General features: G+C 58.6%; 20 protein-coding genes and 3 pseudogenes. 11 read left to right on the forward strand and 12 right to left on the reverse strand.

All coding sequences use genetic code 11. The annotated features are described in order from the left end of the window. Nucleotides 1–177: 177 nt before the first annotated feature. Nucleotides 178–462: pseudogene (locus tag G7016_RS08525) on the forward strand (LexA family protein); the annotation flags it as partial. Nucleotides 463–1,057: 595 nt separating this feature from the next. Here G7016_RS08525 and G7016_RS08530 read toward each other — a convergent pair. Beyond that, on the reverse strand, nt 1,058–1,651 hold the full coding sequence (locus G7016_RS08530) for an NADPH-dependent F420 reductase (protein WP_181112750.1): 594 nt from the start codon (nt 1,649–1,651) through the stop codon (nt 1,058–1,060). 11 nt (nt 1,652–1,662) lie between these two features. Further along, nucleotides 1,663–2,415 (reverse strand): 3-oxoacyl-ACP reductase family protein, encoded by a 753-nt coding sequence (locus tag G7016_RS08535; RefSeq protein ID WP_181112752.1) that lies wholly within the window; start codon nt 2,413–2,415, stop codon nt 1,663–1,665. A gap of 111 nt (nt 2,416–2,526) precedes the next feature. On the opposite strand from G7016_RS08535, the gene G7016_RS08540 reads away from it, so the two are divergent. Next, nucleotides 2,527–3,459 carry a LysR family transcriptional regulator gene (locus G7016_RS08540; protein ID WP_181112754.1) on the forward strand — a complete coding sequence of 311 codons (933 nt, stop codon included), beginning with the start codon at nt 2,527–2,529 and terminating at the stop codon, nt 3,457–3,459. A gap of 289 nt (nt 3,460–3,748) precedes the next feature. Here the strand turns inward: G7016_RS08540 and G7016_RS08545 are convergent, their stop codons facing one another. The 4 genes from G7016_RS08545 to G7016_RS08560 all read right to left on the reverse strand — a co-directional run bounded on the left by G7016_RS08545 (nt 3,749) and on the right by G7016_RS08560 (nt 8,905). After that, nucleotides 3,749–5,401 carry a UvrD-helicase domain-containing protein gene (locus tag G7016_RS08545; protein ID WP_258195110.1) on the reverse strand — a complete coding sequence of 551 codons (1,653 nt, stop codon included), beginning with the start codon at nt 5,399–5,401 and terminating at the stop codon, nt 3,749–3,751. A gap of 61 nt (nt 5,402–5,462) precedes the next feature. After that, nucleotides 5,463–7,355, reverse strand: a complete 1,893-nt coding sequence (locus G7016_RS08550; protein WP_181112756.1) for an ATP-dependent nuclease — start codon at nt 7,353–7,355, stop codon at nt 5,463–5,465. 93 nt (nt 7,356–7,448) lie between these two features. Continuing rightward, entirely contained in the window at nt 7,449–7,784 is a 336-nt protein-coding gene (locus G7016_RS08555; RefSeq protein ID WP_181112758.1) for a hypothetical protein, read from the reverse strand. A gap of 149 nt (nt 7,785–7,933) precedes the next feature. Continuing rightward, complete coding sequence (locus tag G7016_RS08560; RefSeq protein ID WP_181112760.1) at nt 7,934–8,905, reverse strand: DNA-binding protein; 972 nt, start codon at nt 8,903–8,905, stop codon at nt 7,934–7,936. A 561-nt stretch (nt 8,906–9,466) separates the two neighbouring features. Here G7016_RS08560 and G7016_RS08565 point away from each other — a divergent pair. Then, nucleotides 9,467–11,029 carry a putative bifunctional diguanylate cyclase/phosphodiesterase gene (locus G7016_RS08565; protein ID WP_181112762.1) on the forward strand — a complete coding sequence of 521 codons (1,563 nt, stop codon included), beginning with the start codon at nt 9,467–9,469 and terminating at the stop codon, nt 11,027–11,029. A gap of 289 nt (nt 11,030–11,318) precedes the next feature. Further along, nucleotides 11,319–12,686 (forward strand): Na+/H+ antiporter NhaA, encoded by a 1,368-nt coding sequence (nhaA, locus tag G7016_RS08570; RefSeq protein WP_181112764.1) that lies wholly within the window; start codon nt 11,319–11,321, stop codon nt 12,684–12,686. Here the strand turns inward: nhaA and G7016_RS25545 are convergent. Continuing rightward, complete coding sequence (locus G7016_RS25545; protein WP_181112766.1) at nt 12,683–12,796, reverse strand: four-helix bundle copper-binding protein; 114 nt, start codon at nt 12,794–12,796, stop codon at nt 12,683–12,685. The genes nhaA and G7016_RS25545 overlap by 4 nt on opposite strands. A gap of 128 nt (nt 12,797–12,924) precedes the next feature. Here G7016_RS25545 and G7016_RS08580 point away from each other — a divergent pair, with 128 nt between their 5' ends. Then, the gene (locus G7016_RS08580; RefSeq protein WP_181112768.1) at nt 12,925–14,067 is read left to right on the forward strand and encodes a mechanosensitive ion channel family protein; all 1,143 of its coding nucleotides are present in this window, start codon (nt 12,925–12,927) and stop codon (nt 14,065–14,067) included. A gap of 89 nt (nt 14,068–14,156) precedes the next feature. Here the strand turns inward: G7016_RS08580 and G7016_RS08585 are convergent. Together G7016_RS08585 and G7016_RS08590 are read right to left on the reverse strand one after the other, a co-directional pair. Further along, nucleotides 14,157–15,087: pseudogene (locus tag G7016_RS08585) on the reverse strand (BCCT family transporter); the annotation flags it as partial. A gap of 273 nt (nt 15,088–15,360) precedes the next feature. Next, nucleotides 15,361–16,113, reverse strand: a complete 753-nt coding sequence (locus G7016_RS08590) for an SDR family NAD(P)-dependent oxidoreductase (protein ID WP_181112770.1) — start codon at nt 16,111–16,113, stop codon at nt 15,361–15,363. A gap of 119 nt (nt 16,114–16,232) precedes the next feature. On the opposite strand from G7016_RS08590, the gene G7016_RS08595 reads away from it, so the two are divergent. The 3 genes from G7016_RS08595 to G7016_RS08605 all read left to right on the forward strand — a co-directional run bounded on the left by G7016_RS08595 (nt 16,233) and on the right by G7016_RS08605 (nt 19,246). Next, nucleotides 16,233–17,147 carry a LysR family transcriptional regulator gene (locus tag G7016_RS08595; protein ID WP_181112772.1) on the forward strand — a complete coding sequence of 305 codons (915 nt, stop codon included), beginning with the start codon at nt 16,233–16,235 and terminating at the stop codon, nt 17,145–17,147. A 135-nt stretch (nt 17,148–17,282) separates the two neighbouring features. Next, complete coding sequence (locus G7016_RS08600; RefSeq protein ID WP_181112774.1) at nt 17,283–17,687, forward strand: nuclear transport factor 2 family protein; 405 nt, start codon at nt 17,283–17,285, stop codon at nt 17,685–17,687. A 338-nt stretch (nt 17,688–18,025) separates the two neighbouring features. Next, entirely contained in the window at nt 18,026–19,246 is a 1,221-nt protein-coding gene (locus G7016_RS08605; protein WP_308812147.1) for a GAF domain-containing sensor histidine kinase, read from the forward strand. Nucleotides 19,247–19,324: 78 nt separating this feature from the next. Here the strand turns inward: G7016_RS08605 and G7016_RS08610 are convergent, their stop codons facing one another. Beyond that, nucleotides 19,325–19,777: an Lrp/AsnC family transcriptional regulator gene (locus tag G7016_RS08610; RefSeq protein ID WP_181112776.1), complete on the reverse strand. Its 453-nt coding sequence runs from the start codon at nt 19,775–19,777 to the stop codon at nt 19,325–19,327. 133 nt (nt 19,778–19,910) lie between these two features. Between G7016_RS08610 and G7016_RS08615 the strand changes: the two are divergent. Further along, a pseudogene (locus G7016_RS08615) lies at nt 19,911–20,521 on the forward strand (LysE family translocator). 147 nt (nt 20,522–20,668) lie between these two features. Here G7016_RS08615 and G7016_RS08620 read toward each other — a convergent pair. Beyond that, nucleotides 20,669–21,181, reverse strand: a complete 513-nt coding sequence (locus G7016_RS08620; protein WP_181112778.1) for an SRPBCC domain-containing protein — start codon at nt 21,179–21,181, stop codon at nt 20,669–20,671. 84 nt (nt 21,182–21,265) lie between these two features. Here G7016_RS08620 and G7016_RS08625 point away from each other — a divergent pair, with 84 nt between their 5' ends. Next, nucleotides 21,266–22,174: a LysR family transcriptional regulator gene (locus G7016_RS08625; protein ID WP_181112780.1), complete on the forward strand. Its 909-nt coding sequence runs from the start codon at nt 21,266–21,268 to the stop codon at nt 22,172–22,174. Between the two features lie 298 nt (nt 22,175–22,472). Then, complete coding sequence (locus tag G7016_RS25355) at nt 22,473–25,091, forward strand: calcium-binding protein (RefSeq protein WP_308812148.1); 2,619 nt, start codon at nt 22,473–22,475, stop codon at nt 25,089–25,091. 427 nt (nt 25,092–25,518) lie between these two features. On the opposite strand, the gene G7016_RS08635 is transcribed toward G7016_RS25355, so the two are convergent. Next, nucleotides 25,519–26,439 (reverse strand): LysR family transcriptional regulator, encoded by a 921-nt coding sequence (locus G7016_RS08635; protein WP_181112784.1) that lies wholly within the window; start codon nt 26,437–26,439, stop codon nt 25,519–25,521. Nucleotides 26,440–26,450 lie beyond the last annotated feature (11 nt).

A 26,450-nucleotide genomic window follows, 5' to 3' on the forward strand; every position in this document is an offset into this window, starting at 1 on the left:
GGTCGTTATCCAGGCGTGAAACCTGCTCACGGTCCAGGAAAGCCCTTCTATGAAGGCCTAATGCAACTGTAGACGCAGTTCATGAACCGGCTCTGGGATGTACCTATCTCTAAATGTTTCAGACGCGGCCAAGCCTTGAGCCCATACTTTCAAGGGGTTATGTGACTCAAGCCCTCGGCAGCCGATCACCTGGAAAAACACATCTTCCTGGATGAGCTGTTCAATATCCGCGCTCCGCATGTGTACCTGGTGAAGATCGAGGACGACAGCATGACCGGCGCCGGCCTGTTTTCCGGTGACCTGGTGCTTGTGGATCGAGGCCGAGAAGCGCGGCATGGCGACATCGTGATTGCCGCACTCAACGGCGAGCCTGTTTGCAAGCGGCTGTACTGCAAGGACACCGAAGTCATTCTGCAAGCCGAAAACCCTGCCTACCCCCAACGCTACGTCCTGGAAAGCTGAGGTGAAGCAGTACCTCACGTACGATGGCTAGACTTCCATCTGCCGCACATCCGTCTTGCACAGCTTATCGGGGCGCCGAAAGTGGGGGATCTAGCATTACCCACAGCCGCCCAATCCGTCCCTGGATGACCTCTACAATGTCGACGCCACTGATTACGACAGGGCCTCCTACTGGGCCAGCGGACCATCGCAAATAGCCCAGTCCATGGTGCCCCAACGCTTCTCCGTTCGGTTTGAAAAAGAAGTCTGTCCCGAACTGTTCTAGTAGCGCACCCGCGACGCGGGAGATGGCAAGACGGCCTTCAACGACGCCGTCGGGCTCGTACATGACAGGGGCGGCTGAAAACAGCTCGCTCATTGCCAAGGCTCGACGTTCCGGATCTCGCTCGTTGAACACGCGCTCAAGGTTGCCACGGAGCAAGCCATCGTAGTCAGGTTCGCCCTCGTGCTGGGTTTTTAAATCAAAGTCACACATGGCTTACCTCGGATTTATAGGCTCTCTTTCCAGCAGAGCCTTAGTAGAAGGATGGTGTTATGCCGGCCACCTGGTCCGCCTTCAGCATCTGCTTGTAACTCCATGGTTACCTTGTAGAGGTCAACCATGCTTGACCAGATTCAGGCCTGGTAACGGTCCACCTGGAAATTGGGCAAGTTGGCCCTGCTGCAGGTTTCCAAGATCGATACCGTGAAATCCCAATCGCGTGATCAATTCGGCAACTTGTCTTTTGCTGGGGGCATGTTCGCCTGAATAAAACAGCACACGCTTTCCGCCCTCAGCGGCCGGGTTCGCGAGCAGCGGCGGCGCAAGGTGGTTGAAGGCCTTGACCACATGTGCTCCGGGCACCTGCCCTGCTATGACCTCTGAGGAGGGCTTTGCGCCCAAGTCGACAGGCCTGAATAGCGGCGCTTCTATCGGATTGGTGGTATCAACCACGATGCGACTGTTCCAGGGCCCCAAATCACGAATGGCATTTGAAACCTTCGACCAATTGACCGCGAGGAAGACAATGTCTGCTTTGCCAGCTTCCTGCGCCGTCACGGGTTGCAGGAGAGGGCCCAATTCCTGAGCCAGCGACGCCATGCTGTCAGGGCCGCGACTGTTGGCGATGCTGACCGGTAACCCGGCACCGACCACTAACCGTGCGATCGCCGTACCTATCGCGCCTGCTCCAATGATGCTGATGTTCATGACTGATCCCCTTACGCCGTGAAGCCGCCGTCGACCATAAGCTCCGCGCCGCTTACAAAGCCAGCTTCAGGGCTAGCAAGGTAGGCAACGGCGCTGGCAATGTCCTTTCCTTCGCCATAGCGACCCATGGCGATATTCGGACGCACGAAATCAGCCACCGGGCCATCGGCAGGGTTCATGTCACTATCCGTAGGACCAGGGTGCACAGTGTTCACGGTAATGCCGCGGGGCCCCAGATCTCGGACGAGGCCGCGGCTGAAACCCGTCAGCGCGCCCTTGGTCAGGGTGTAGGCTGATGCCGTGCCGAACGCGGCGTGCTGCACCATCGAGCTGCCGATATGGATGATGCGTCCGCCCTCCCCCATATGCCGTAGCGCTTCCTGAGTCGCGACAAATACACCCGTCACGTTTACCGCGAGAATGCGTTGAAAGTCTTCAAACGCGATCTCTTCCGGCGCACCTAGCACACTGATGCCCGCGTTGTTGACGAGGATATCAATCGCCCCGAAGCGCGCAGCGACCTTACTAACGGCGGCACGTACCGCTTCCGGGTTTCCTGCATCAGCTGCCAGTGAAAATGCTTGGCCGCCTTCGGCATGAATCTGCTGTACAACTGCTTCGGCGCGTTCAGGCGACGCATGATAAGTGATAGCGACGGTAGCCCCGTCTGCTGCCAGCCGCTTGGCAATGGCCGCGCCGATGCTGCGCGAGCCTCCAGTAACCAGTGCGACTTTGCCGGAGAGTGGACGATTGATGGTGGTCATGGTTACGCCTCGGTCTGTGAAGTAGATGAGCCTATGAGACGCTTTTGAATCTTTCCCCAGTAGTAGGAAGTAGATAGAATTACTTTCAATGGATGCTTGAAGGTATGGATAATGGAAACCTTGGGAAACCTGCTTTCATTTGTTCGCAGCGCCGAAGCTGGCAGTTTCTCTGCCGCGGCGCGTCATCTGAGCCTTACGCCCGCGGCAGTAAGTCGCAACGTCGCTCAGCTGGAAGCGAACCTTGGCGTTCGCCTGTTTCAACGCAGCACACGCAAGTTGACCCTGACGGAAGCTGGGGAACGGTTCCTAAGGAACCTGGGTTCGGGGCTCGAGAGTGTCCAGGCAGCGATCGATGACGTTGTCAGCAGTGCCGGTGAGCCTTCGGGCGTACTTCGCCTTACGGCTGCTCCTGGCTTTGGGCAAGACTTCCTGCTGCCACTAATGCCTGAATTCTTGAAGAGGTTTCCCAATGTGATCCCTGAATGGAGCCTGGAAAACCGACAGGTCGACCTGGTTGCCGAAGGGTTCGATGCTGCCATCGGTGGTGGCTTCGAGCTTGTACCGGGCCTGGTTGCGAGAAACCTCGCGCCCGCTCACCTGATCCTGGTCGCCTCAAGAGAATATCTCGCTCAAAACGGTCATATCCACCAGATCAAGGAGTTGAACGGGCTAGAGCACTTGGCCATGCGGTCGGCACACACCGGCAAGATCAGGAGCTGGATGCTTCAGGGCCCCGATGGGCAACAGCACCCCCTGGAGGTACGCCCAAGAATGCTGATCAACGATCCAGGAGCACTGAGTCACTGTGCACGCCTGGGCTTGGGTGTCGCGTTGCTTGCTGTTCCCGACATACTTCCCTTCCTTAAGGCCGGCACCCTGGTAAGGGTTTTGCCAGGCTGGTATGCAGACGCAGGGCAAATCTCCCTGTATTTCTCAAGCCAAAAACTGCTGCCTGCTAAAACCAGAGCATTTGTTGATTTCCTAGTCAGCCATGCTCGAGAGCAGGCTTGGGCTCATCAGCTGGATGCACGGCGTCTGAGTTAAGGAAACCTGCTAAGGCTTAACCCTCGTACCTTGTAGTGATTGAGTAGAGCAGTAAAAGGTACGGGTGTTATGGTAAACCGACCGTCCGGGCCACCTACGGCTATGAGCAGCTACCGTAGCTCGTCACAGGCGGCTCCCGGCCAATTTCTTCGCGCTTTGGCCGGCTGCTATGGGTTGTAGATGGCTGCTTTCGCCTCTTAGCCACGCGAAATTCCAGTCAGATCGAATGCAAGCGTGTGCTCACGTGGGTGCAAATACGCATGATCGACCGAGCCTGGTTATCCCATCGTTACTGTGCTGCCGCCTCGATGAAGCCAGCGTTGATCAAGTCTGCGCGCATTGCACACAAGCAGCTGTTGGGGACAGCAAGCCAGAAGAGGTTTTTCGCTCTCGTCAGTGCCACGTAGCCGATTCGACCGTCTTCCGTAGCCGTGCCGGCCAGCAATGCGCTGATGTTGGCCCTGGTCGCGACGTAGAGCACTGCGTCGATGGATTCGCCTTTAACCTGATGAACAGTTTCAACTCTCAAGCCATGAGGGTCCTGGTCACCAGCTTTGGCGCCGCTGAGCGCGACGTCATCCAAGCGCTTCTTGGCCATCTTATTTCCGAACGTAGCAACTGTTTTCAGCGCGAACAGTTGATCAGTTTGGGTAAGCAAGGCGCGCAGGTTAGCGACCAGCTTCGGATGCCATTGTGCTCTGGCTTGGAGCGAAGAAGACGGCAGCCCAGTTTCGGCATCGCGGGTAAATGCCCACAGCAACCGCCTAAGTCCCAGCATCCAGGCTTCATGGGGCGACCCCTGCAGCTTCGAGCTGAGTCCGGGCGGGGCATCGTCGATAAGAGTCACAACAGCGTTGCATACCAGACGGAAAGCATCCTGATAGCGATGCAGTTGATCGCGGGCCAGTGCAGCCTCTGCAAAAAGGTTCACAACTCCCTGCCCTGGGGCGCCTTTAGTGCCTGCAAGCTTGGCGGCGCGATCCGTGTTCCTGCTAAGAATGACAGCATCTGCTGCCTGTATGCCCAGTTCGTCGAGACGAACTTTGAAAGCGCTGATCAGCTTAGGGTGCTCGGCGTCGTTGTACCCTACGAAAAATGCTCCACCTTGCCCTAGTTGCCTGTCTGGTTCATCGTTTCGGCCGCAGAGGCGGTTGGCTATATCGATAATTGGAGGGAGGGAGCGGTAGTTGCGAGTAAGTTTGTAGGCTTTCACCCCCGGGCGGTTGGCGTAGGTTTCCAAAAACCTGCCATCAGCACCGGCGAAGGCAAAGATGCCTTGGTTAACGTCACCGATCAGTGATATCTGCACACCCGCCTCGATAAGTAACTCCAAGGTCACTCTGTGCATCGTACCCAGATCCTGTGATTCGTCGATCAGAATCTGCGGATAGCGGGTGGCCAATGCCCTTAGAATGGCAGGCTGTTGAAGCAGCGTTCTAATTACCCAGTAGCGCCCTAGGTCATGGGTATATGCACCGGTGCGCCCCAGCTTTTCGATTAGATCCCTGGCCCGTCCGCGATCAAGCTGCTCGACCCCCCCGGGAGTGTCGATGAAGAAGCTGGACTTTCCATTCTCTACGCCTACCTGCACATCCTTGATCGGGATAGGGCGCTCGGTTTTGCTCGTCCAGTACTGGAAGCTACTTAAGAACGCCTCTGAGCCCGATACAAGATAGGGAGTCCGTGTGGCGCCCATAGTGCGGTAGGCATGGGGACGTAGAACATGTTGGGTGAAGAATCCGTCTAGCGTGTCTACTTCTACACGCCTGCGATTAGCGTCGTCCGGCAGATCCATGGTGAGCTCTGCGTACCCCTTGTTGAAGGTGTTGACGGCTACATTGGAAAACGACAACAGCGCAACCCGGCCGCGGGATCGGCCAGCTTCTGCCGAATGGCGAGCAGCCGCCGAATAGCTGTGGCTGTTTTTCCACTGCCGGCGCAAGCCGTGACCGCCATAGGTTCTAAGGGTGCTTCGATTACAGCTTTCTGCTCGTCGGATAGCTTCATGCCTTGTCCGCACCCTGGCAAACGTGCCGGATTGCTTGCTCGAGATACTCTGGAACCTTGCATCCGGGCGTTAGAGCAACCTGTTCGGCAAGCGCTTGACCGAAGCGGCCCTTCTGCACATTGCTACTGGTATCTTTGCGCTCGAACATCCCGCAGAACAGCGCCTTGGCTTTGGCAGTGTTGTCCGGCGCGCTGTCCACGATTTTCCGCAGCGCCGCCGATATCCTAGGGTGAAGCTCGGCCAGTGCATTCAGCATGACGTCCCGGTTTTCCGCCAGTAGCGCCAGATCGTACTCAAGGGTCTTCACCCCGTGGTGTACCTTCACAAATTGATCTTCGGATTCCTTCATTTTCAACGTATTGCTAGATATCCGAACAACTTCGCCAAGCGCAGGATATGCAGCTTTTAGCTTCTTCTTTTTCTTCGGCTCGCCACCTTCGTCGGCCAGCTGCTCGGCTTCATCCCCATTTTCTGGGTCTGCTTCGTCGAGGTAAGCGGCCTCCGCAAGCAGCTCCTCCTGGATCTCCTCGGCGGGTCGCTCAAACCCAGCGGGTTCATGTACCTGTTCTTCTTCGAACGGGTCTGCATCGGTGATGACCGAGACGGGGATTCGCAGCCCCTTCTCTCCAAACAACGGCAGGAACGAGTCGAAATTCAGCCCCTCGACGCTGATGAGACTGATGCCGTATTCCCTCAAGTCGAATCCCAAGATCTTCGCAAGCGCGTCGACCAGCATGAGTTCTGCGGCGCCCTCTACGAAAATGACGCGGCGGGCGAAAAACAGCTCAGCTCGGGTCACGTCCAAGTAGCGCTCCAGTTTCTCCCGCTTGCCTTTCAAGAACGGGATATCACGTGGAAAGAAGGTCTCCACACCGGCTCCGTTCTCGACTAAGCACACTAGGGACTCAAGCTTCGAATTGCTGGCGAAGTTCGGCGAGTGGCTGGTGACGAACAATTGAACCGGCTTTTCACCTTCTTTGGTCGGAATGCCGGCCAAGTAGCTCAGAAGAACACGCTGCAGTTGGGGGTGTAGGTGGGCTTCCGGTTCCTCTACGATCAAGCTTCGGTACGCTGCATCAGGATTTTTAGCCAGTTCGCTGAGCACCACTGCCATGAAAATCAAGTTGTTAAAGCCAAGGCCATTTTGCTCAATTTCCATGGACTGAGCAGTCAGGGAGAGGCGGGCGGAGAGGCGCTGGAAATCGGTTGCGCTGAGCCCGACGGCCAGTACCTGCGCCAGCTGCTCACCCATCATGGAGCCGTGCCGCGTGGAGATCGCAGCATGGGTGCTTTTGATCGCCTTGTCCTGCTGCAACTGCTTATCTAGTTCTTTCAACGCAGTGGTGATCGCCTCACGCCCTTCGTCATCGGTCAGGAGGTGAAGTAGGCGAGCCAATTGGCTGTTGCGGCTTGGACGCAGCCCTTGGGCAGCGTCACGAAGAGGTTGTAGGTAGACGCCGCGTAGGTTTTCCATCATGTCCGAGGTGAGCGGGATGTCCTGGTGATCTCCACACCACCGTTTCACACGGAAGCGGCCGGTCTGATCCGCATCGGTGTACCTGACGTGGATATGCGCTTCCATGGCGTTTTCAGCGCCAGGCTGCAGCGCCGCGATGAAGTCGGCTTCGTCGTCGTGACTGAGATCCTTGAAGATGAAGTGGAAGCTAATGTCGCCTTCGGGTTCACCCTCTATAGGTCGATGACGGTCGGCAATATCGAGACGGGGATAAGGCTCCTCATGCCCGGCCAAGAGGGTCCGGAGAGCATCCACTACGGCGCTTTTCCCCACGTTGTTAGGGCCGACAAGAACGTTCAGTCCAGGCTGGAATTTCAGCTTGGTGTCACGCAACTTGCGGAAGTTTTTTATGGTAAGTTCAGCTAGGTACATGAGTAGGGCCCCATCCTTGATGGCACCTTTATCGGCCGAAGCCAGTTAAGCCTGAGCAAAATAACTTAGAAAGGCAGGTCGCTATCTGACGTCTTATTTGGGCTTGACCGACACCACGTCCACATACCGGAATTTCTTCCGCGCCGCCTTCACGGCCTCCTGCTCCGCCAGCAATGTGCTGAGCGTATCCGCCTCATGCAGGAGCTCCTGCGTCTCGCCTTCAAAGACATTACCTACCCGGAGCGTGACCTTGAGTCTGGGCGTGAACGCCTTCTCGACCTTCCTTTTCTTCGCTGCAGCCGCCGGCGGCACAATGACCACGTCCGGAATAGCCTCCATGGGATCGGGGATGTGTACATGCGTGGGCGCAGGCGCCTCCGCGGCGCCAAACAGGGCGCGGCGCATTTCTTCTTCGGTCAGGTCGGTCATGGCTGTCCCGATGTGTTAAATCTGGAGCGTGGCGTAGCGCCGGCGCACATGCAGCGGTGGATCATAGACTGCTTCAGGTTCAGTTGAACGGTGCTTCAGCGAGCGGCTTCCTTATTACACAGTATTCAGCTTCATGCCGAATCCTCAGCTCACCCCTGCCCTTCCGCTTTCGCTTGCAACAGCACCTCATACCGGGCCTCGAGCCGTTCATGGGCTTTCTGCAGCTGCTGCAATTGCGCGGCGGCACTGTCGGCCTGCGCGCGGAACCCGGCGCTCTCTTCCTTGGCCTCCGAGCGCTGCACCCGTAGCCGATCGACCATGTCGCGACTCTGCCCCAGTTCGCGAGTCAGTCGATCCGTCTCCAGCCTGGCGGCATCGCGCACCCGGCTGGTTTCCTTCATCAGGTGGTTGGAGGTGCTCTCGAAGATATCGGCCTGGCGGCTGACCTCGGCGCGCAGTGCGGCGTTTTCTTCCTGGTGCACGGCCTGCAACCTCGCCAGCTCAGCGGCGTGGGTGGCCGTCAGCCGCTCCTGCTCCGCTTGATGAGCCGTGCTGACCCGGTCCAGCTCTTCGCGGTGGCGCTGGTCCTGTGCTTGATGCTGCGCGCTCAGCTCAGCGAACTCCGCTTTGAGGGTTTCGTTCTCCCCCTGCCCACGGTCCAGCTGCCCATTGAGCCGCTGCACCTGCTCGGTGAGCAACGCGATCTGCCGTTCCTGATCCGCAAAGCGCCCCGCGGCCTGCTCTGCTTCCACCCGCGCTTCGGCGGCCTCCCGCTGCGCCTGCTCGGCCACCTGCTGGTAGTGCGAGCGCTCGATAGCGTAGGCCTGCGTCGCTTCGTTCAGCGCCACATCCCACACCGCATCGAGCGCCTGACCGACCGCCTCGGGAATCCCCGGCCGCTTCAGCCGCGCATTCAGCAGCGGCCCGGTGCGCGCCCAGAACTGCTTCACCTCATCTCCCACCACGTTCGGCGAGGCACTGACCCCGTGGTCCTCGAGGATCCGCGCACGGATCGCCGTCACCGATACCTCGGCCCCGGCCTCGAGCAGCTGCCCGGCGTAATGCCGCACCAGGTCGCGGGTTTTCGGCAGGCCGCTGCGGGTGGCAGAAGGTGTATTCACGAAAGTGCTCCAGGTGAACGGATTAAACAGCTTCTTCAACAGCCCGGTTTTGCAGGGCCAAGCCCCTGTTTTGGGCCGCGAACGGGCCAAAACGGCCCGAATAGGGGAAAGTCAGGATAATTATATCCTTACTGCAAGTGATATGAAAAATATCGTCATGATAAAAAATTCGTGATTACCTCCAGATATCACGAATTTAATCTCCTGCTCCAACCCTTAGGCACAGTCATTAAAGCTCAGTAAAGGAATGATATTATTTAATAGAGGAACCGCACTGAGTAGCAGCATTGACTGTCATGCAACTTTTCCAAATAACAGCCAGGCCAACATACCCCTATCCCAATCTTCCGAGAACAATCAGCTCATCGTTGAGGCAAACATCTCCGAAGTAGAAACGCTCTCTATCTTTAAACGCTTTATTGTGATTTCGTCGAGACAAGTCGAAAGAACAAAAAAGGTAATAAGATCAAGGCTCAAGTCTTGACGAACTGACAAATGGCTTCAAGAAAATGGCCGGATCGCCGATAAGTGGTTACCAAAATGCCACTACGATGCCCACTCATGGCTTCCTTCGTCCTGCGTCGCTTCCTCGGTCTTCACCAAGCATGGCTCGATTCGCTCTTCATTGCCCTCCTCGGCACTGGTGTGCTGACGCTCTGCATCGAGCTTGATTTTTATGAAGTACTAACACAGTTCAACGCCCGACATGAGCGGTGGCAGGCGGATGAAGTGTTCCTTGCTTTTGTTGTGGTCGGCTGGTGTGGATTGATCTTTGGTATCCGCCGCATAGCCGAGCTGCGGCGAGAAATCCGCAGTAGACGCCTGGCGGAACAAGCTGCGCTAGAAATGGCTACTCATGATCCATTGACGCGACTGCCCAACCGCAGGGGGCTGGATCTGAATTTTCATTCTCGAAGACTGAATCCGAACGAGCCCTTCTTCCTGGTAGTGTTCGATCTTGACGGTTTTAAATCCGTCAACGACGTCTACGGGCACAGCGCTGGTGACAGGCTTTTACAAGAACTCGCCTGTCGCATACGCACGGTGTTACCGGAAGGCGACTTCGCCTGTCGCTTGGGTGGTGATGAATTTGCCTTGATTATCCGGTCAGCAAAGACCCCGGAATCTGCTAGCTGCCTTCTGGCCCAGCTGACACCCCTCCTCTCCAGCCCGGTGACGTTTGATTCTGTACGTCTTGTAGCGGCGAGCACGTATGGCGTTGCTGAATATCCCAAGGACGGTGAAAGCTTGAGCAGCCTCCTTCGCCGCGCGGACCTGGCCCTTTACCAAGGCAAGCACGATGGTAAGGGCACCATTTGTTTCTTTGACGCGCGTCGTGATTGCCGCCTGGAGGAGCAATCACAAGCTACGCAGTTGTTACGTGAGGCCCTTGACAATGGGTATCTGAGCCTGGCTTATCAGCCGATCGTCACGGTAAAGGGGGAGCGGGTTGTTGGCTTTGAAGCCTTAGCCAGGCTAACTCATCCTTTGCATGGGGACATTCCGCCCTCCATATTTATTCCGGCCGCCGAGCGCTCAGGCTTGATGCGGGATGTAACAAACCTTTTGCTGGAGCGCGCTTGCAGAGAGGCTCACGGGTGGCCTGTACACCTATCGTTGGCATTCAATTTAAGTGCACTGGACCTGCGGGATGAATGGTTAGTACAACGAGTGCAAACCGCACTCCAGCGAAGCGGCCTTGCCCCTAACAGGCTGGAGTTAGAGGTCACGGAAACAGCGGTTGTGGGTAACATTGCGTTGGCTAGAAAGCACCTTGAAGCGCTACGGGGCATGGGAATCCGTATTGCAATGGATGATTTCGGAACGGGCTATTCAAGCTTGGCCCAGCTTGGCAACCTCAATTTTGACAAGCTTAAAATTGATCGATCGTTCATAAATACCGTACTGGAAAATGATAAAAATGGCCGTATCGTCAGAGCCATTATTCACCTGAGCGAAGGTTTGGCGTTACCTGCAGTGGCTGAAGGCGTTGAAAGCCAAGGCCAAGCGCAATGGCTCATCGAGGCGGGCTGTCCCTTGGCGCAAGGGTATCTATTCAGCAAACCTCTAACGGAGGCCAAACTCCGCGAGCTGTTGAGCGCACCCTTGTCGGACCACGGTTGATGCCACCAACAGATGAGCGTCAGGTCGTACATCCGGACGTAGGATGAATTTCGAGACCCTCGATTGACATAAAGCCGCGTAGCAACTCGGGCCTATCCGCCACTTGTCAATGCAGTTCCACATGCCAGCCCAGCTTGGCAATATGGACGGGCAAGGTGCGACACCTTCCACCTATCAAGGATTGCCAGCCCCAGCGGGTAACCAGTAGGATTTGTTACAGGGTGTGCCTTTGCCGTCGCGAGGTGCAGGTTAAAGTTTATGCCAGTCGGGCCGCTGGCAGGGATTGCCTATGCCTGCTCCAAACTCCCCGGCCTCCACTCTGGTGCCGCGTGCCCAGCAAATGACTCATCAAGCCTTGGCTGCCCTGGAGCGCTTCAGCCATGTGGAAGCCGTCAGTGGCATCGTACTGGTAATTGCCGCCATTGCGGCGCTGGTCTGGGCCAATAGCCCGGCAGGAGTAACCTACGAATCCTTCTGGCATTCCCGCCTCAGCGTCTCGCTCGGTGACTACAGCCTGGGCGCCTCACTGCACTTCCTCGTGAACGATGGGTTAATGACGATTTTCTTCCTGGTGGTGGGGATGGAAATTCGCTCGGAGATGAAAGACGGCTCGCTGTCCAACCTGCGCATGGCGACACTGCCGGTAGCTGCTGCGTTTGGCGGCGTGATGGTGCCTGCGTTGATCTACAGCGCGGCCAACCTGGGCCACCCTTCCCTATCGGGCTGGGCCGTACCCACCGCCACAGACATCGCCTTCGCCGTTGGGGTACTGGCCTTGCTGGGCAAGTCTATCGCCCCTGGGGTGAGGATTTTCCTGTTGGCGCTGGCGATCATCGATGACATTGCAGCGGTGCTGATCATTGCCGTGTTCTATACCACCTCGCTTGATGCTTCAGGGGCCGCCCTCGCCTTGCTAGGCATCGTGTTAGTGCTGGTCATGCAGCGCATGGGCTTTGCTAACGCCTGGTTGTATAGCGTGCCCGGAATTGTCATCTGGGCGGGCCTGGCCAAGCTGGGCGTTCATCCCACGTTGGCGGGTGTCATCCTTGGCCTGATGACACCGGTCTATTCACGGCCCGCGCCGGAGCGGCCCATGGAAACCCTGGTCAGTGCCGTCCGCGACTTGGTGCACCAGGTGAAAGAAACGCCGGAGACGGCCGCCGTGCAGCAACCTCTGGTGCAGATCCGCAAGGCGCACCGGGAAATCCTGCCGCCTGTTCAGCGGGTGCAAACCGCGCTTCACCCTTGGGTGGCCTACGTAATCATGCCGCTGTTCGCCTTGGCCAACGCCGGCGTGGCCTTCAACGACACGTCGCTTGAAGGCGCCACGGCCTGGGCAGTGGCTGCAGGTGTAACCCTGGCACTGATCGTCGGCAAGCCCGTGGGTGTGATCCTCACCTGCGTGACCCTCGTCAAGCTCAAGCTTTGCGAGCTGCCGGATGGCGTCACTTGGCGCGGCGTGGTGCTGATCGGCCTGCTGGCCGGGATCGGCTTCACGATGTCCATCTTCATCGCCGGCCTGGCTTTCAACGATGCCAACCTGTTGGGCATCGCCAAGCTCGCCGTGTTGGTGGGCTCGGGCTGTTCGGCCGTGCTTGGCCTTGCGTGGGGCGCCGCGATGTTCGTAAGAAAATCCGCCGCGCCCCAGCGGGCTTAGCCCTGGGGCAAGGGGCTGTCAGGTTGGCATTCGGCGGCGCACGCTCGGCAGGCCTGCGCGCATAGCGTGCACAAGCGGGCGCCGTCAGCGCGGCAGGGAAAAAACTGCACAAACCGCTACGAAAGGCCTCGAATCCTGACAAGCACCCGCGGTACCCACAAAGCGGGCTCGGGCCCACGAGGTGGTGTCCGCGGGAGCCGCTGCGTTGCAGGCGCTTCGTTCAACAGAGGAGTAAACAGTGAATCTGGATTTTCTCACCGGTATTACGCAAACCGAATTCCTGGGTATCACACTCGCCAATTGGTGCCTGGCCGCTTGCGCCATCGCGCTAAGTTTTACCATTGCACGTGCCGGCATCGGCTTCGTACTCAAGAACCTGCGTGTCCGGGCCAGCCGTCCGGAGGCGCACATCAGCCATATCGCGATCGAGGTGCTGTCCAGCACCAGCAATGCGCTGTTGTTGTTGGGCGCGGTGCTTATAGGCATCGGCATTCTCGACCTCCCGGAGCGCTGGTCGGCCCGGGTCAGCAGCCTGTGGTTCGTTGTGGTGGCGCTGCAGGTCGGCCTATGGGCCAACCGCGCCATCGCGCTGGCGGTGTTGCGTTATTTCAAACGGCATAGCCAATCGGAGGTATATACCGGAAGCGCCTTGGGCACCCTGTCGTTATGGGGCGCCAAGGTGTTGCTGTGGGCCGTGGTCGTGCTGGCCATGCTGTCCAATCTCGGTGTGAATATCACCGCCTTCGTGGCGAGCCTTGGCGTTGGTGGTATCGCGATTGCGCTGGCGGTGCAGAATATACTCGGTGACGTTTTCGCGTCGCTATCAATCGCCGTGGACAAGCCGTTCGAAGTGGGCGACTTCATCGTGGTGGGCTCACTGGCAGGTACTGTTGAACACGTTGGGCTGAAGACTACCCGTATCCGTAGCTTGGGCGGCGAGCAGATCGTGATGGCGAACGCCGAGATGATCGGCAGCACCATTCAGAACTACAAGCGGTTGCAAGAGCGCCGCATCGTGTTCAAGTTTCGCCTCACCTACAACTGCTCGCCAGAGCAAGTCAAAGCGGTACCGCAGCAGGTTGAGCGGATCATCCGCGGGCAAAAGCTGGCACGCTTTGACCGTTCCCACTTCCTGGCCTTCGGCGAAAACGCCTTGGAATTCGAAACCGTGTACATCGTGCTGGACCCTAGCTACAACGTGTACATGGATGTTCAGCAGGCCATCAACCTGCAGATGATGGAAGCGTTCGCCGACATGGGCGTGGAGTTCGCCTTCCCCTCCAGAACGGTTTACGTGGCGTCGCTCCCCCCCTCAGTAGATACACGGCCGGGAAGCGAAGAAACTGCCGCCCGTGGCACGGCGCCGCAAACCATGCAGTGAGACCATGGTTTATAGAACCTTCGTAGCAAGGTAAAGGCCAAGGGATAGGGGCCGCAGCCAGCTGGCGCGGCCCCGCGTGTGGGCTACCCCTGATAGGCATAGAGGTTGAGGGTTCGGCTCACGATCTCGGTCAGGTAGCCGCCGGTGTTCTGAACGAAGGTCTGGAGGATCAATACCGTGGGGCCCAGAACGATCACCATGAGCAGCAGCAACACGGCGAGGCTCAGGTTCAGCTCCGACAGCCGACGCACGCCTTATATCCAGACCTGTGACTACCGACAGGGTAGCCAATGCGGTAGTACCGATGATGAGCAGAATCTGCACCGGGATGGAGATCGGTACGCCGAACAGTGCGTTAAGCCCTGTATTGATCTGCGCAACGCCAAAGCCTAGAGAAGTGGCGACCCCCAAGACCGTGCCGATGATCGCAAAGATATCGACAGCGTGGCCCATAGGGCCGTGGATGCGCTAACCGATGAGCGGGTACAGCACCGAGCGCAAGGTGAGCGGGAGCCCATGCCGGTAGCTGAAGCAAGCAAGGATCAGCGCTACGATGGCATAGATAGCCCAGGCATGGAGCCCCCAGTGAAAGAAGGTAATCTTCATTGCCTCACGCGCGGCTTGCACGGTGTTGCCGTCACCCACGGGTGGGTTGGGAAAATGCATCACCGGCTCGGCCACGCCGAAGAACATCAGCCCTATCCCCATGCCCGCCGAAAACAGCATGGCGAACCAGGTGGTGCTGCTGTAGTCAGGGGTGCTGTGATCCGGTCCCAGCTTGATATCGCCGTAACGACTCAAGCCGAGAAACACGACGGTTCCCAGGATGATCGCCACGGCCAGGATGTAGAACCAGCTCAGGTTGGTGATGATCCAGCCTTGGATGTCAGTGAACACCGCTTGGGCATTCTCCTGAAATAGGCTGGCATAGAGCACCAGCGCAAGCAGGGCCGCCGCCGATATCCAGAATACGGGCGCGTTGATGGATGATGGTTTGGCTGTTTCTGCCTCGGTAGGCATAGGCTCGGATTCTCCTCGACAAGGCGCCCTACGTTGCGCAAGGCTGGGATAGTGGATGAGCGATTGACTACAAGGGTCGGTGCTCGTTTCGCAAGCGACCTTGGAAAGAAGCGGCTAGACGCTAGGAATTGCCCGCCCCGCCCCGCTCCATGCCTGCCTGCTTGCCTGCTCGCTTGCCTGCTTGCTGCGCCGGATGTCGCAGGACGGCGATGGCGTTTGTTTATCTTCCTTGAACCAGTAGGTGGGCGGCTCGGGCGCCGCCCACCTATGCACTCACACCTGCTGCTGCCCGCCGTCCACAAACAGCTCGATGCCGTTGACGAAGCTGGCGTCGTCCGAAGCCAGGAACAGTGCGGCGCTGGCGATTTCTTCGGCTTCGCCGACGCGGCCCATGGGGATGAGCGAAGCCAGGTAGTCCAGCAAACCTTGTTGCTGGGCGGCATCAGGGCCAGCCAGGTCGACCAGGCCGGGGGTGCGAGTGGCGCCGGGGCTGATGGTGTTGATCCGCACCTGGCGGTCCTTCAAGTCCAGAATCCAGTTGCGAGCGAAGGAGCGCACGGCGGCTTTCGAAGCGGCGTACACGCTGAAGGCCGAGGTACCGGCACTGCCAGCGGTGGAACCGGTGAGGATTACCGAAGCCTTTTGGGCCAGCAGCGGCAGGGCTTTCTGGACGGTGAACAGCACGCCTTTAACGTTACGGTCGAAGGTGTCGTCGTAGTGCTGTTCGCTGATTTCGCCCAGCGGCACCATCGAACCGCCACCGGCGTTGGCGAAGAGCACGTCGATGCGGCCATGCGCAGCGCCGATCTGGCTATACAGGGCGTCCAGCTGATCAAGCTTCGTCGAGTCAACCCGAACCCCGGTGGCATTGCCGACGGCGTCTACGGCTGCGTCGAGTTCGGCCTGGCGGCGGCCGGTGATGTACACGTGGGCGCCTTCTGCGGCGAAGCGTTTGGCGGTAGCCAGGCCGATGCCAGTGGTGCCGCCGGTGACCAGTGCTACTTTGCCTTCGAGTTTGTTAGCCATGATGTTTCTCCCAGGTTTTGAAGTGTTGCGTAAGGTTGAGTTGCGGTGTGAGAGAAGCTTATCGACCGCGCGGTTTTTTCAAAATAGAATTGCCTGCAAACCATCATTGCAGAAATGAAATGAGCAGACTTCCAGATTTCGAAGGGTTGGCGATGTTTGCCAAGGTGGCAGAAGAGGGATCATTCGCGGCGGCTTCAAGGGTAATGGGGGTCTCAGTGCCTACAGTGTCTCGGGCTGTCGCACGGCTCGAAGAACGCTTGGGCGGTCGGCTGTTCAACCGCACCTCCAGGCAACTGGCGCTGACGGAGTTCGGCGCGAGCATGGCCGCCAAGGCAGGGGAGATTTACCGGCAGGCCGAAGAAGTAGAGAGTGAAGCCCAGGAGTTGTCGGTGCAGCCCCGCGGACAGGTACGCCTGGCGGTACCGATGTCCTTCGGTTTGCGCTGGGTCGCGCCGCTGATGCCGCAACTGATGCGCCAATACCCCGAGTTGTCGATTGACCTGCACTTGTCCGACGCCTCGGTCGACCTTATTGCAGAAGGCTTTGACGCAGCCTTGCGGATCGCGGTGTTGCCTGACTCGTCCTTGGTCGCTCGGCGCATATGTGCAGTGACTCAGTACCTGGTTGCCTCGCCTGGGTACCTGGAGGAGCACGGACAGCTCACCCATCCCCGTGAACTGGCGGCCCGCAGGTGCCTCAGCTATGCGTATCGGTCGCGCAGCCAGGTGTGGCGCTTTACCCATGACGACGGCACCGAGGAAGACGTAGTGCCCAACGGCCCGCTGCGAGTGACCAACTCTGACGCCCTGCTGCCTGCCCTGCTGGACGGCTTGGCCATTGCCGAACTCCCCGAGTTCATTGCCAGCGAATATCTGGTAGATGGCCGACTCGTCGCCTTATTACCTGAATGGCACATGATGCGCGGCGGCCTGTATTTCGTGACCCCATCAGCACGCACGCGGCCCGTGAAGATCAAGGCGCTATCGGACTTCTTTGCCAAACACCTATCGGACCCCAGATGGCGCTGGCCATGACGACATAAAAGGCGCGACAGAAATGAAAGGATGCATTTCCACAATTGCTATTTTGATTGATTACCGAATCTTTTAATTTGGGTTGGAAGTCACGGTACACCGTGCCAACCCTCATCAGCTTCGGAGCAATCTCTCATGAAAAACGCCGTAGAACTCTTTCAAATGTACCTGGACGCCATCCAGTCCCCAGGCACTGCCGCTTCGCTCTTTGCCGAAGATGGCGTGCTGGAGCTTCCTTATCTTGAATCCTTGGGCATCGCCCACCGGGCTCAAGGTAACGATGCCATCGAATCCTTCATTGGTTCCCTGTTGGCTAAAGTACCTGGCTTCAAATTTCGTTGCGTACGGTTCCTGATCGATACCCCCGACCAAGCGTTCGCGGAATACAGCGTCGAGGCGTTGGTGCCTGCGACTGGCCGTATCTATCGGCAGATGTATGCGGGTCGCCTGGTGGCGAAGGACGGCAAGATCCAGTTGCTTCGCGAGTCCTTGGACACCGTTGCCGCGGCCAAGGCCTTCGCGCCTGCTGACTCAGCCTGAGTGCATCCTGGATAACATCCTCCTGAAGGAGCCTAAGATGACCGTGTTTGCGCCCGCGAAATAGCTCAACGTCATCAGCTACTGTTGATGAACAAGCTCAATCACCGCACTTCTTGACCGATCGATACCTATCACGTTTGCCAGCGGGTACGGCGCTGCGGCGCCAGGGCCCGGCGTTCAGCACCTGACGATCATCAGCAAGGCGTTTTCAATCGCTCAACTGGACAGTGCGATACAGCGCAGCTTAACCTGAGCTCCGCTGCGTCTATGGCCTGCTGTCCTGACTGTTAAGGTGGCGTCCCGTCCCTTATACGCCTTTGGATAGCGATCAAAGCCCTGTGACTGACTCCTCCCTTAGCGCAAAGCCCGACGCGCCGGATTTTTCCGGGGCCATCGCCGCCGTTCAGAAGATCGATTCGGTACCGTTGATCCTGGAAATGGTCAAGCAGGTAACCGGGATGCGGTTCGCAGCCGTCGCCCGAGTGACGGAGAAGCACTGGGTAACTTGTGCGGTCGATGACTCGATTGATTTCGGCTTGATACCCGGCAGCCAACTCGAGCTGGAAACCACCATCTGCCATGAGATCCGGCAGAACCGCAGGCCAGTCATCTTCACCCACGCGAGCGATCATCCAGTCTTCTCGCAGCACCACACGCCTAAGCTGTATGGTCTGGAAAGCTACGTTTCCATTCCGATCATCACCGCCGACGGGGGCTTCTTCGGCACGCTGTGCGCGATCGACCCACTGCCCGCCAGCTTCGACGAATCCACCGTGCTGAAGTCCATGGGGCTCTATGCACAGCTGATTGCGATGAACCTTGATTTGCACAAGGGATTACTCACGTCCGAACAGGCACTGGCCGACGCGACCGAAGCCGGGGTATTACGCGAGCAATTCGTGGCCGTGCTGGGTCATGACCTGCGCACCCCGTTAAGTGCGGTACGGCTGAGTGCCGAGCTGCTGGAGACAAGGGTTGCGGAGCCCCGCAGTGTAAAAATGGTCCGGGCCATCCGCCAAAGCGCGCTGCGCATGAGCAGCCTGATCGAGGATGTGCTCGATTTTGCCCGCGGCAAATTGGGCGGAGGGATTCCCGTCAAACCGCTGCTCACGGATGATCTGCAGGAGCAGTTCGAAGCCGTGCTCATGGAGCTGCGGGTGGTGCACCCGCATGCGCAGATTATGGAAACGTTGGATATTCCTACCGGGCTCTATTGCGATCCCAATCGATTAGGGCAATTGCTCTCCAACCTGGTCGGGAATGCCATCACGCACGGGGCAGAAGGCACCCCGATTCAGGTGCGCGTCAACACGATCGACCAGAACCTGGTGTTGTCAGTGCACAACACCGGCGCGGCGATCCCCGCCGATGTACTCCCCTCGCTGTTTCAGCCATTCAAGCGTCCCGAGGTGGGCCATCGGGAAGACGGGTTGGGCCTGGGCCTCTACATCTCGAACGAGATCTGTGTGGGTCACCATGGAATGCTTGAGGTCACGTCGGATGATGCGCAAGGCACCGAATTCGTGGCCACCATTCCTTGCCGGTTACAATGGGCATAAACGATACGTGCTCCCAAAGCATTCAAGGCATTGGCGCTGCAAACTGACGGCACCGCCGTAGGTGCTGGAAAGGAAGGTTCACAAGGGCAGCCCTCGCTCTGAAATGACGTGTTTCATCACCAAGGTAGAGGTTAACCGCTGCACGTTCGGGAGCCTCGATAGGCCCTCGTCATACAGCTGTTGAAACGCTGGCAGATCACGAGCTACAACGTGTAACAGGTAATCAGGTTCGCCGAACAATCGCTGCGCGATAACCACTTCGGGTATGTCGATAAGCGAGGCCTCGAACGCAGCCACTGCTTCCTGATTCCCTTCGCGCAGGGTGGCGAAAACCAGTGCTGAAAAATTGAGCCCCAGCACAGCATTGTCCAGTTGGGCCCTATACCCACGGATTGCTCCGGATTCCTCCAGCGCCCGTACTCGGCGGTGGCACGGAGATAGGCTCAGCCCTACCCTCTCGCCCAAATCAGTAAGAGACAGACGGCCATCCTTCTGCAATTCGGCAAGAATATTTCTATCCAATCTATCCACGGAGAAACATCTCCTAATGCGATGAGGTTTGACGACGGATTTTAAAAGAAAATACCCGTTTATTCTCGATATTCTTTCGTCCGGGCTCGCCATAGCCATCAACGGCCGGCGGGAAGTTTTCTCGGAAGGCAGAATGAGCTTTAGTACCTTTGCGGCTTTCTGGGCCGTGTCGTTTCTTTTCGTCATCACACCTGGTGCGGACTGGGCTTATGCCATTGCTGCCGGCATGCGGGGTCGCTTGGTTGTGCCGGCTGTGGGGGGCCTGTTAAGTGGCCACCTACTGGCGACGCTGATCGTTGCGGCGGGCGTTGGGGGGCTTATTGCACGCTTTCCGAGGGTCATGGTGGTGATGACCCTGATGGGGGCCGGCTACCTGATTTGGCTCGGCATAAACGTGCTTCGCCATCCATCCGTTCCCAAGGCCGGAGCGGATGACTTGGGTTCAGGTCTACGTGGGCCATCAAGGGGGCCTGTATCAGCGGGCTGAACCCGAAGGTGTTTTTGCTGTTTCTGGCATTGCTTCCGCAATTTACGGAGCCAAACTCTTCCTGGCCTATCCCCGCACAAATGGTCCTGTTAGGTCTGGTGCATACCTTCAGTTGCGCTGTGATTTACCTTCTGGTCGGCTTCGGCTCCGAAGTGATACTGCGAGCTCGCCCGCGTGCGGCCTTGCTGGTAAGCCATTTTTCCGGGGCAGCCATGATCCTGGTGGGCCTCTTGCTCATCGGGCAGTCGCTGGCTTAAGAAAGTAGGCCTATGACGTTTCCCACGCTTGAGCGTCGGGTTCAGGATCAAAGGCGCTGAAAATAACCCGTCAGGGGTCAGGTAGGTGTGATGGCCAGCAGGGGACGAAGGGAGCAAGCCTCTTGCCCCTCCCCGTTCACGGCCTTGCTACGCCAGCTTGCCCTTATGCGCCGCGGCTACAAGCCCGTCCAACCAGTCTTGATGGCCGTTGATCATCGGGTTGGGCCTGGCCTTGGCCAACTCTTCGGCAGGTTTGCCCTTCTGGGTTTCCTGGGTGAGTATGCGCACTCGACCTCCCGAGAGGTCCTCGACCAGCCAGGCGTGGTGGACGTCTAGGCGCGTATCCCCTTCTCCGGCCCAGCCATGCCAAGCCACGCGGCCGGGCTTACCATCGGCCGGGGGCACATATTCAGTACATTGAGCCTCGACAGGGAAGCCGAAGGTTTCGAAGTAGAAGCGCACACCCTCGGCCAGCTCGGGCCCCTTACCCTCATGGAAACGGACGTTTGCTGAATTGGCATAGTACGTAGGCCACCGAGGGGCCACGCTCAACAGCGGCCACACATCGGCGGCGCTCAAGCCGGCCACGATCACTTCGTTAGAGACAAAATTCTCAGTGAAGCCCGGCAGGTAGCCTTTAGGCCAAACGATCTCATGCATGCTAGTAACTCGTAGTGATGGACTGGCGCCATAGTGGCTGGTAGCTTGAAATCACGCTAATCGCCATATTTGATCTCATTTATAATGAACGCTGATATCAGACGGCTGGACTTCAACCTGTTGAAAGCCTTGGACGTGCTGCTCGACGAGCGCAACGTCACCCGCGCTGCAGAACGTTTAGCGCTTACTCAGCCCGCGGTCAGCGGCATGCTTACACGGCTGAGGGAGAGCTTTGACGACCCTTTGTTTGTGCGTGCGCAACGTGGCATGGTGCCAACAACCCGCGCCTTGGCACTGGCCGAACCGGTCAAGCGTCTGCTGAGCGACATCGAAAGCCTGCTGCAACCGCAGGCGTTCGATCCGGCAACTGCGAGGATGACGGTTACGCTGGCCTCTACAGACTATGCGCTGCGTGCCGTTGTGGTGCCGTTTCTAAGCGCGGTAAGGGAGCAGGCACCCAACATCCGGGTGGCTGTTCAACCGGTCGATAACCAGGCGCTGCTTGCCCAGTTCGATCGCGGGGAGGTGGATCTGGCCTTGGTAACGCCGGACGTCACCGGGCATGGCTTGCATGCTCATGCGTTGTTCGAAGAGCGTTATGTCTGCGTGATGCGGGCCGGCCACCCGGACGCCACAGCAGAAGCACTCACGCTCGAGCGCTTCTGCGCACTGGACCATGTACTGGTATCGCCCGCTGGAGGCGCCTTTCACGGGGTGACGGATGAAGCGCTCGCCAGGGTCGGAAAAACGCGGCGGGTTACCGTTTCGGTCACCAGTTTCCTGGTGCTCCCGGAGATACTGAAAGTGAGCGACCTGATTGCCGTGGTGCCGCGCCGCCTCGTGTTGGATCGAGACGACCTGATCATTATGGAGCCGCCCGTGCACATTCAGGGGTTCGGTAAAAGTGTTGCCTGGCATGAACGCACGCATCGTGACCCAGGGCATCAGTGGCTCCGATCGCTGCTGATAGAGGTTTGTGCCCTGCTCCGGTGATCGCCTTTAGCTGTAACGCCGCCCCGACGTCGCCGCCGACGAACGCCAGGTCGCCAAGTACCGCTGGACCCTGCGAGCCTGATGACCGAAATAGAAGACTTACTATGGACCAGCCAGCCCACGGTCCACGGCCCCGCTTGTCCAGTATCCCTCTACCACCCCTCAACTCTTCTAGAGTAAGCCCACCGCCTTCCAGGCGAAAAACCCAGCGCCGCCAGGCGCACGCTGCTTGCAGGCAATGCCCGGCGGTCGAGGCCGGGCCTTCACTGGCCCTTTGCGGCTCTGCAGGTATACGGTCATGGCCACGATTTTCAATGTGCTCGACTATGGCGCCAAGGGCGACGCCACCACCAACGACACCCACGCTATCCAGCGCGCGATCAACGCGGCGGCCGAGGCCGGCGGCGGCGAGGTGTACCTGCCGAAGGGCACCTACATCGTCAGCGGGGCAAACGTCGACGGCGCCTGCCTGACCCTCAGGAGCCATGTGACCCTCGCCGGGGCGGGCCAGTCGTTCACTGCGCTGAGCCTGGCGAACGGCTCCGCCGAGGACATCGATGGCATCGTCCGTACTTCAGCCTCTAACGACACCCTCGGCGCCAGCGTCCAGAACCTGACCATCGACGGCAACTCAAGCAGAACCAGCGGCACCGTACATGGCCTGGTGAGCGGCAACGAAGCGGACCTTGAAGCCCATACCCGTGACCTGGCCGTCAGCGGCGTGATCTTCTATCAGTGCAGCGGCGATGGCCTGTTGGTCAGCGGCCAGACCCTCGGGCTGAACGTTCAGGACAGCGTGGCGCTCGGCAACGGCGGCGACGGTTTCGCGACCCGCTTGATCAGTACGCCCTTTGATCACACCGGCGGCCCGGCGTTTAACGACAACACCGCCGCGCAAAACGGCGGGGATGGCTTCGACCTGCATATTGCGGGTGCCGACCTTTACAATAACAACGCCCTGAACAACATCGGCAACGGCATTGTGCTAGAGAAAATCCCCGATGCACTGCGTTCGGCGCAAGGCTCCCTGGAGTACGGGGTAGTGGCAGGCAATGGAGGTGCCGGGATAGTGGATCGGCTGCTTATCCCCTACTTCATCGGGGTAGCCATTCACGACAATGGTGGCGCGGGCATTCTGCTGGAGGGTACGGCGGGCGCCTATATCCAGAATAACGTACTGGCCAACAACCTCCAGGCCGGTGTTCAGGGCGCAAATGCTGGAGAAATTCAGGCTACAGACTACGTCGATGCCGCCGGTAAGCCGCATGCCGCCGATAACCGGCTGCACATCTCTGGCAATTCATTAACCGGGGGCAGCAACGCAACGGTCGGAATTTCCGAAACCGGAAACGCCGCACGGGAATTTCACACCATCCACGACAACACTCTCAGCGGTTTCGACAGCGCTGGCAGCGGCGTAGGGACGACTGCCTACAACTCCAGCGCACCAAACCGCCTTTATGGCACTAAAGCAGACGACACACTTGGCGGCGCTACGGGCGCAATGGCGCTGTTCGGCCTGGGCGGCAACGACACCCTCAGCGGCGGTGCGCGCGGTGACCGCCTGGACGGCGGCGCGGGGGGCGACACCCTTACCGGGGGTGCCGGGCGAGATACTTTCGTGTTCGAAAAGGCCAGCGACAGCCACCGCAGCGGCTCCGCCCAGACGTTCGATGTAATCACCGACCTGCTGCCCCAATCAGACCGGCTCGACCTTACCGCGCTCGGCCTGTACGGCATCGGGAACGGCCTCAACGGCACGGTCGCGCTAAGCTATAACGCCGACAGCAACCTGACCTACCTGCGCAGCCTGGAAACGTCCGGGCCGAGCCAGAGCTTCCAGGTGGCGTTGGCAGGCGACTACCGCGGCTTGTTGGGCAGCCACGAATTCACCGCCTCGGACCAAGGGTCTGCGGGCACGGATACCTTGAACGATTCCGCCCGCACCGCAGATCTTGTGCTGCGTGGCGAGGGCAGCAATGACCGGCTCGTCGGCGGCAGTGGCAATGACCGCCTCTACGGTGGGGCGGGGGCGGACGTTTTGATTGGTAACGCCGGAGCGGATCATTTCATTTATCAGCAGGTCAGTGACAGCTTCGTCAATGACCGCACCGGGGTGTCGGAAGCGGACACCATTCGCGACTTCGGCCCCTACGATGACCCCGACCACGACAGCATTGGCCGTATGGACCGTATCGATCTCACGGCGCTGGGCTATACCGCCCTGGGCGACGGCCATAACGGCACGCTCAAGTTCACCCCCGAGGCAAGCGGCGGGTACCTGCTGCAATCCCTGCACGCCGAGGCCGACGGCAGCCGTTTCGCCCTGCGTATTGAAGGCCCGGAACTCGATTCCGCGGAACGCAGCGACCTACCCAATGCCTTTTACTTCGCGCCGTCCGCCCACGTGCAAGGCGTGCCGCAACAAATCGTTGGTACCGACACGAACAACTGGCTGGTGGGGTTCAGTGAACCTGATGTGATTGTTGGCAAAGGCGGTAACGACGCCATCGAGGGCGGCGGTGGCAACGACGTACTGGACGGCGGCACGGGCCGGGACGAGCTTACAGGCGGCAGCGGGGCGGATACCTTCCGCTTCACCCACGTGGCCGATAGCTACAGAGGCGCCAATGACGTGATTACCGACTTTCTGCCTGCCAAGGATGTACTGGACCTGTCGGCACTGGGGTTCACTGGCTTCGGTGACGGCACCGACGGCACGGTGAAAATCACCTTCAGCAACGACACCGGCCGCTCCTACATCAAGTCACTGGACGTCGACGCAGATGGGCACCGCTTCGAGATCACCGCCCTTGGCGACCTCGTCGGCCTGTTGGGTTCCGGCAACTTCGTATTCGCCCACCCCGTGCAAACCCTGATAGGAGCAGTGGAAATGGAAGGTATGCACGGGGCCTGAGGGCGGCGCGACATGTCCCGCATGCGCCTTAAACTTCTGTAGGGGTTGCGCAAGCCGTGCAACGGCGCTCGCTAGCTGGCCACGCGCCTGGAAGGTCGGCCTTTCGGTTGAAGCAAAGGTTTCAAAGAGTGGATGCTTGGCTGGGCCTTGGCCCGCCTTGGCCTGACGATGGACGTAAGGAGGAGGTCTAACAACGTGCAGAGGGCGGGTATAAGGATAACCTAGTGTTCCGGCACCAAGGGCTGTGGCCAATTACCATCGCCCTGACAGGCCGCTACCGACCCATAGCTGCCATTCAGTCAGCTGAATTTTAGGAGATTTAACAGGCTCAGCAGAGGGGAATATGGCTAGGACTTCAGTGGTTGATATCGATGTCAGTGAAGTTAGGAGTGTCCTGTCGCTCCACCATAGTAAGCGTTCAGCAAACTCACATTGAATTGAAGGTGATTTCGAGCCTTTCAGCTCCACTCACTTCGAAATCTTCCACAGTCCGTAAGAAAACTTCGAGAGAGCGAGAAATAAATTTTTCGCGGTGATGCACGATGTGGAGCTGTCGCTTATGAGGCGGCAGGTCATGATTCAACAACCTCAGCTTACCTTCCGCGATTGCATCGCTCACTACCCAGTAAGACAAACAGCTTATTCCGATTCCGGAAACGACCATTCGCTTAATGGCTTCGGAGCTACCGATCCGGCGAGCGTCGCTCCAGTCGCCAAGGTAGGGAAGTAGCCATTGAAGCACCTCATCAGCAGTTCCTGAGCCGTCCTCGCGAATCAGCCAGGTAGCGGCATTGAGGTCGTCTGAAGTGACCTTTTCCTGAGCGGCAAGGGGATGATTTGAGGCTGCGATGATCGCTAGTTCGTCCTCAAACCATGGACGAATCGTCAGCTCGGGTTGGCGGCACGGCCCCTCAATCAGGCCGATATCAATCGAAAGCTGTGCGGCTTGCTTGGCGATATCTGCACTGTTGCCCATGATGACATCGACTTGAATGCCCGGCGCTCGCGCAGCCAAACGTTCGATCAGCAGGGGCATGATGTAATTGCCAATTGTAGTGCTGCAACCGATCCTCATCCGAGCCGTCGTGTCCGTTTGAAAACCTTCTTCAATTTGTGCCGCCGCTTCCAGCAGCCGGATGGCCTGAGGTAGAAGCGTTTGCCCGTTGTCATTCAGCACTAGGCGTCTGCCGACCCGATCAAATAACTGGGTGCCCAGCGCGCTTTCCAACTCCTGGAGGGCAGCGCTCGTAGCTGACTGAGACAAAGCCAGTGACAGACTCGCCCGGGTCGTCGAGCCCAGCTGAGCGATGCCTCGAAAAATGTCGAGCTGGCGGAGAGTCAGCTTCACGAACTTACCTA

Origin of the sequence: Pseudomonas japonica, from assembly GCF_013522925.1 — a bacterium.
GTDB lineage: Bacteria > Pseudomonadota > Gammaproteobacteria > Pseudomonadales > Pseudomonadaceae > Aquipseudomonas > Aquipseudomonas japonica_A.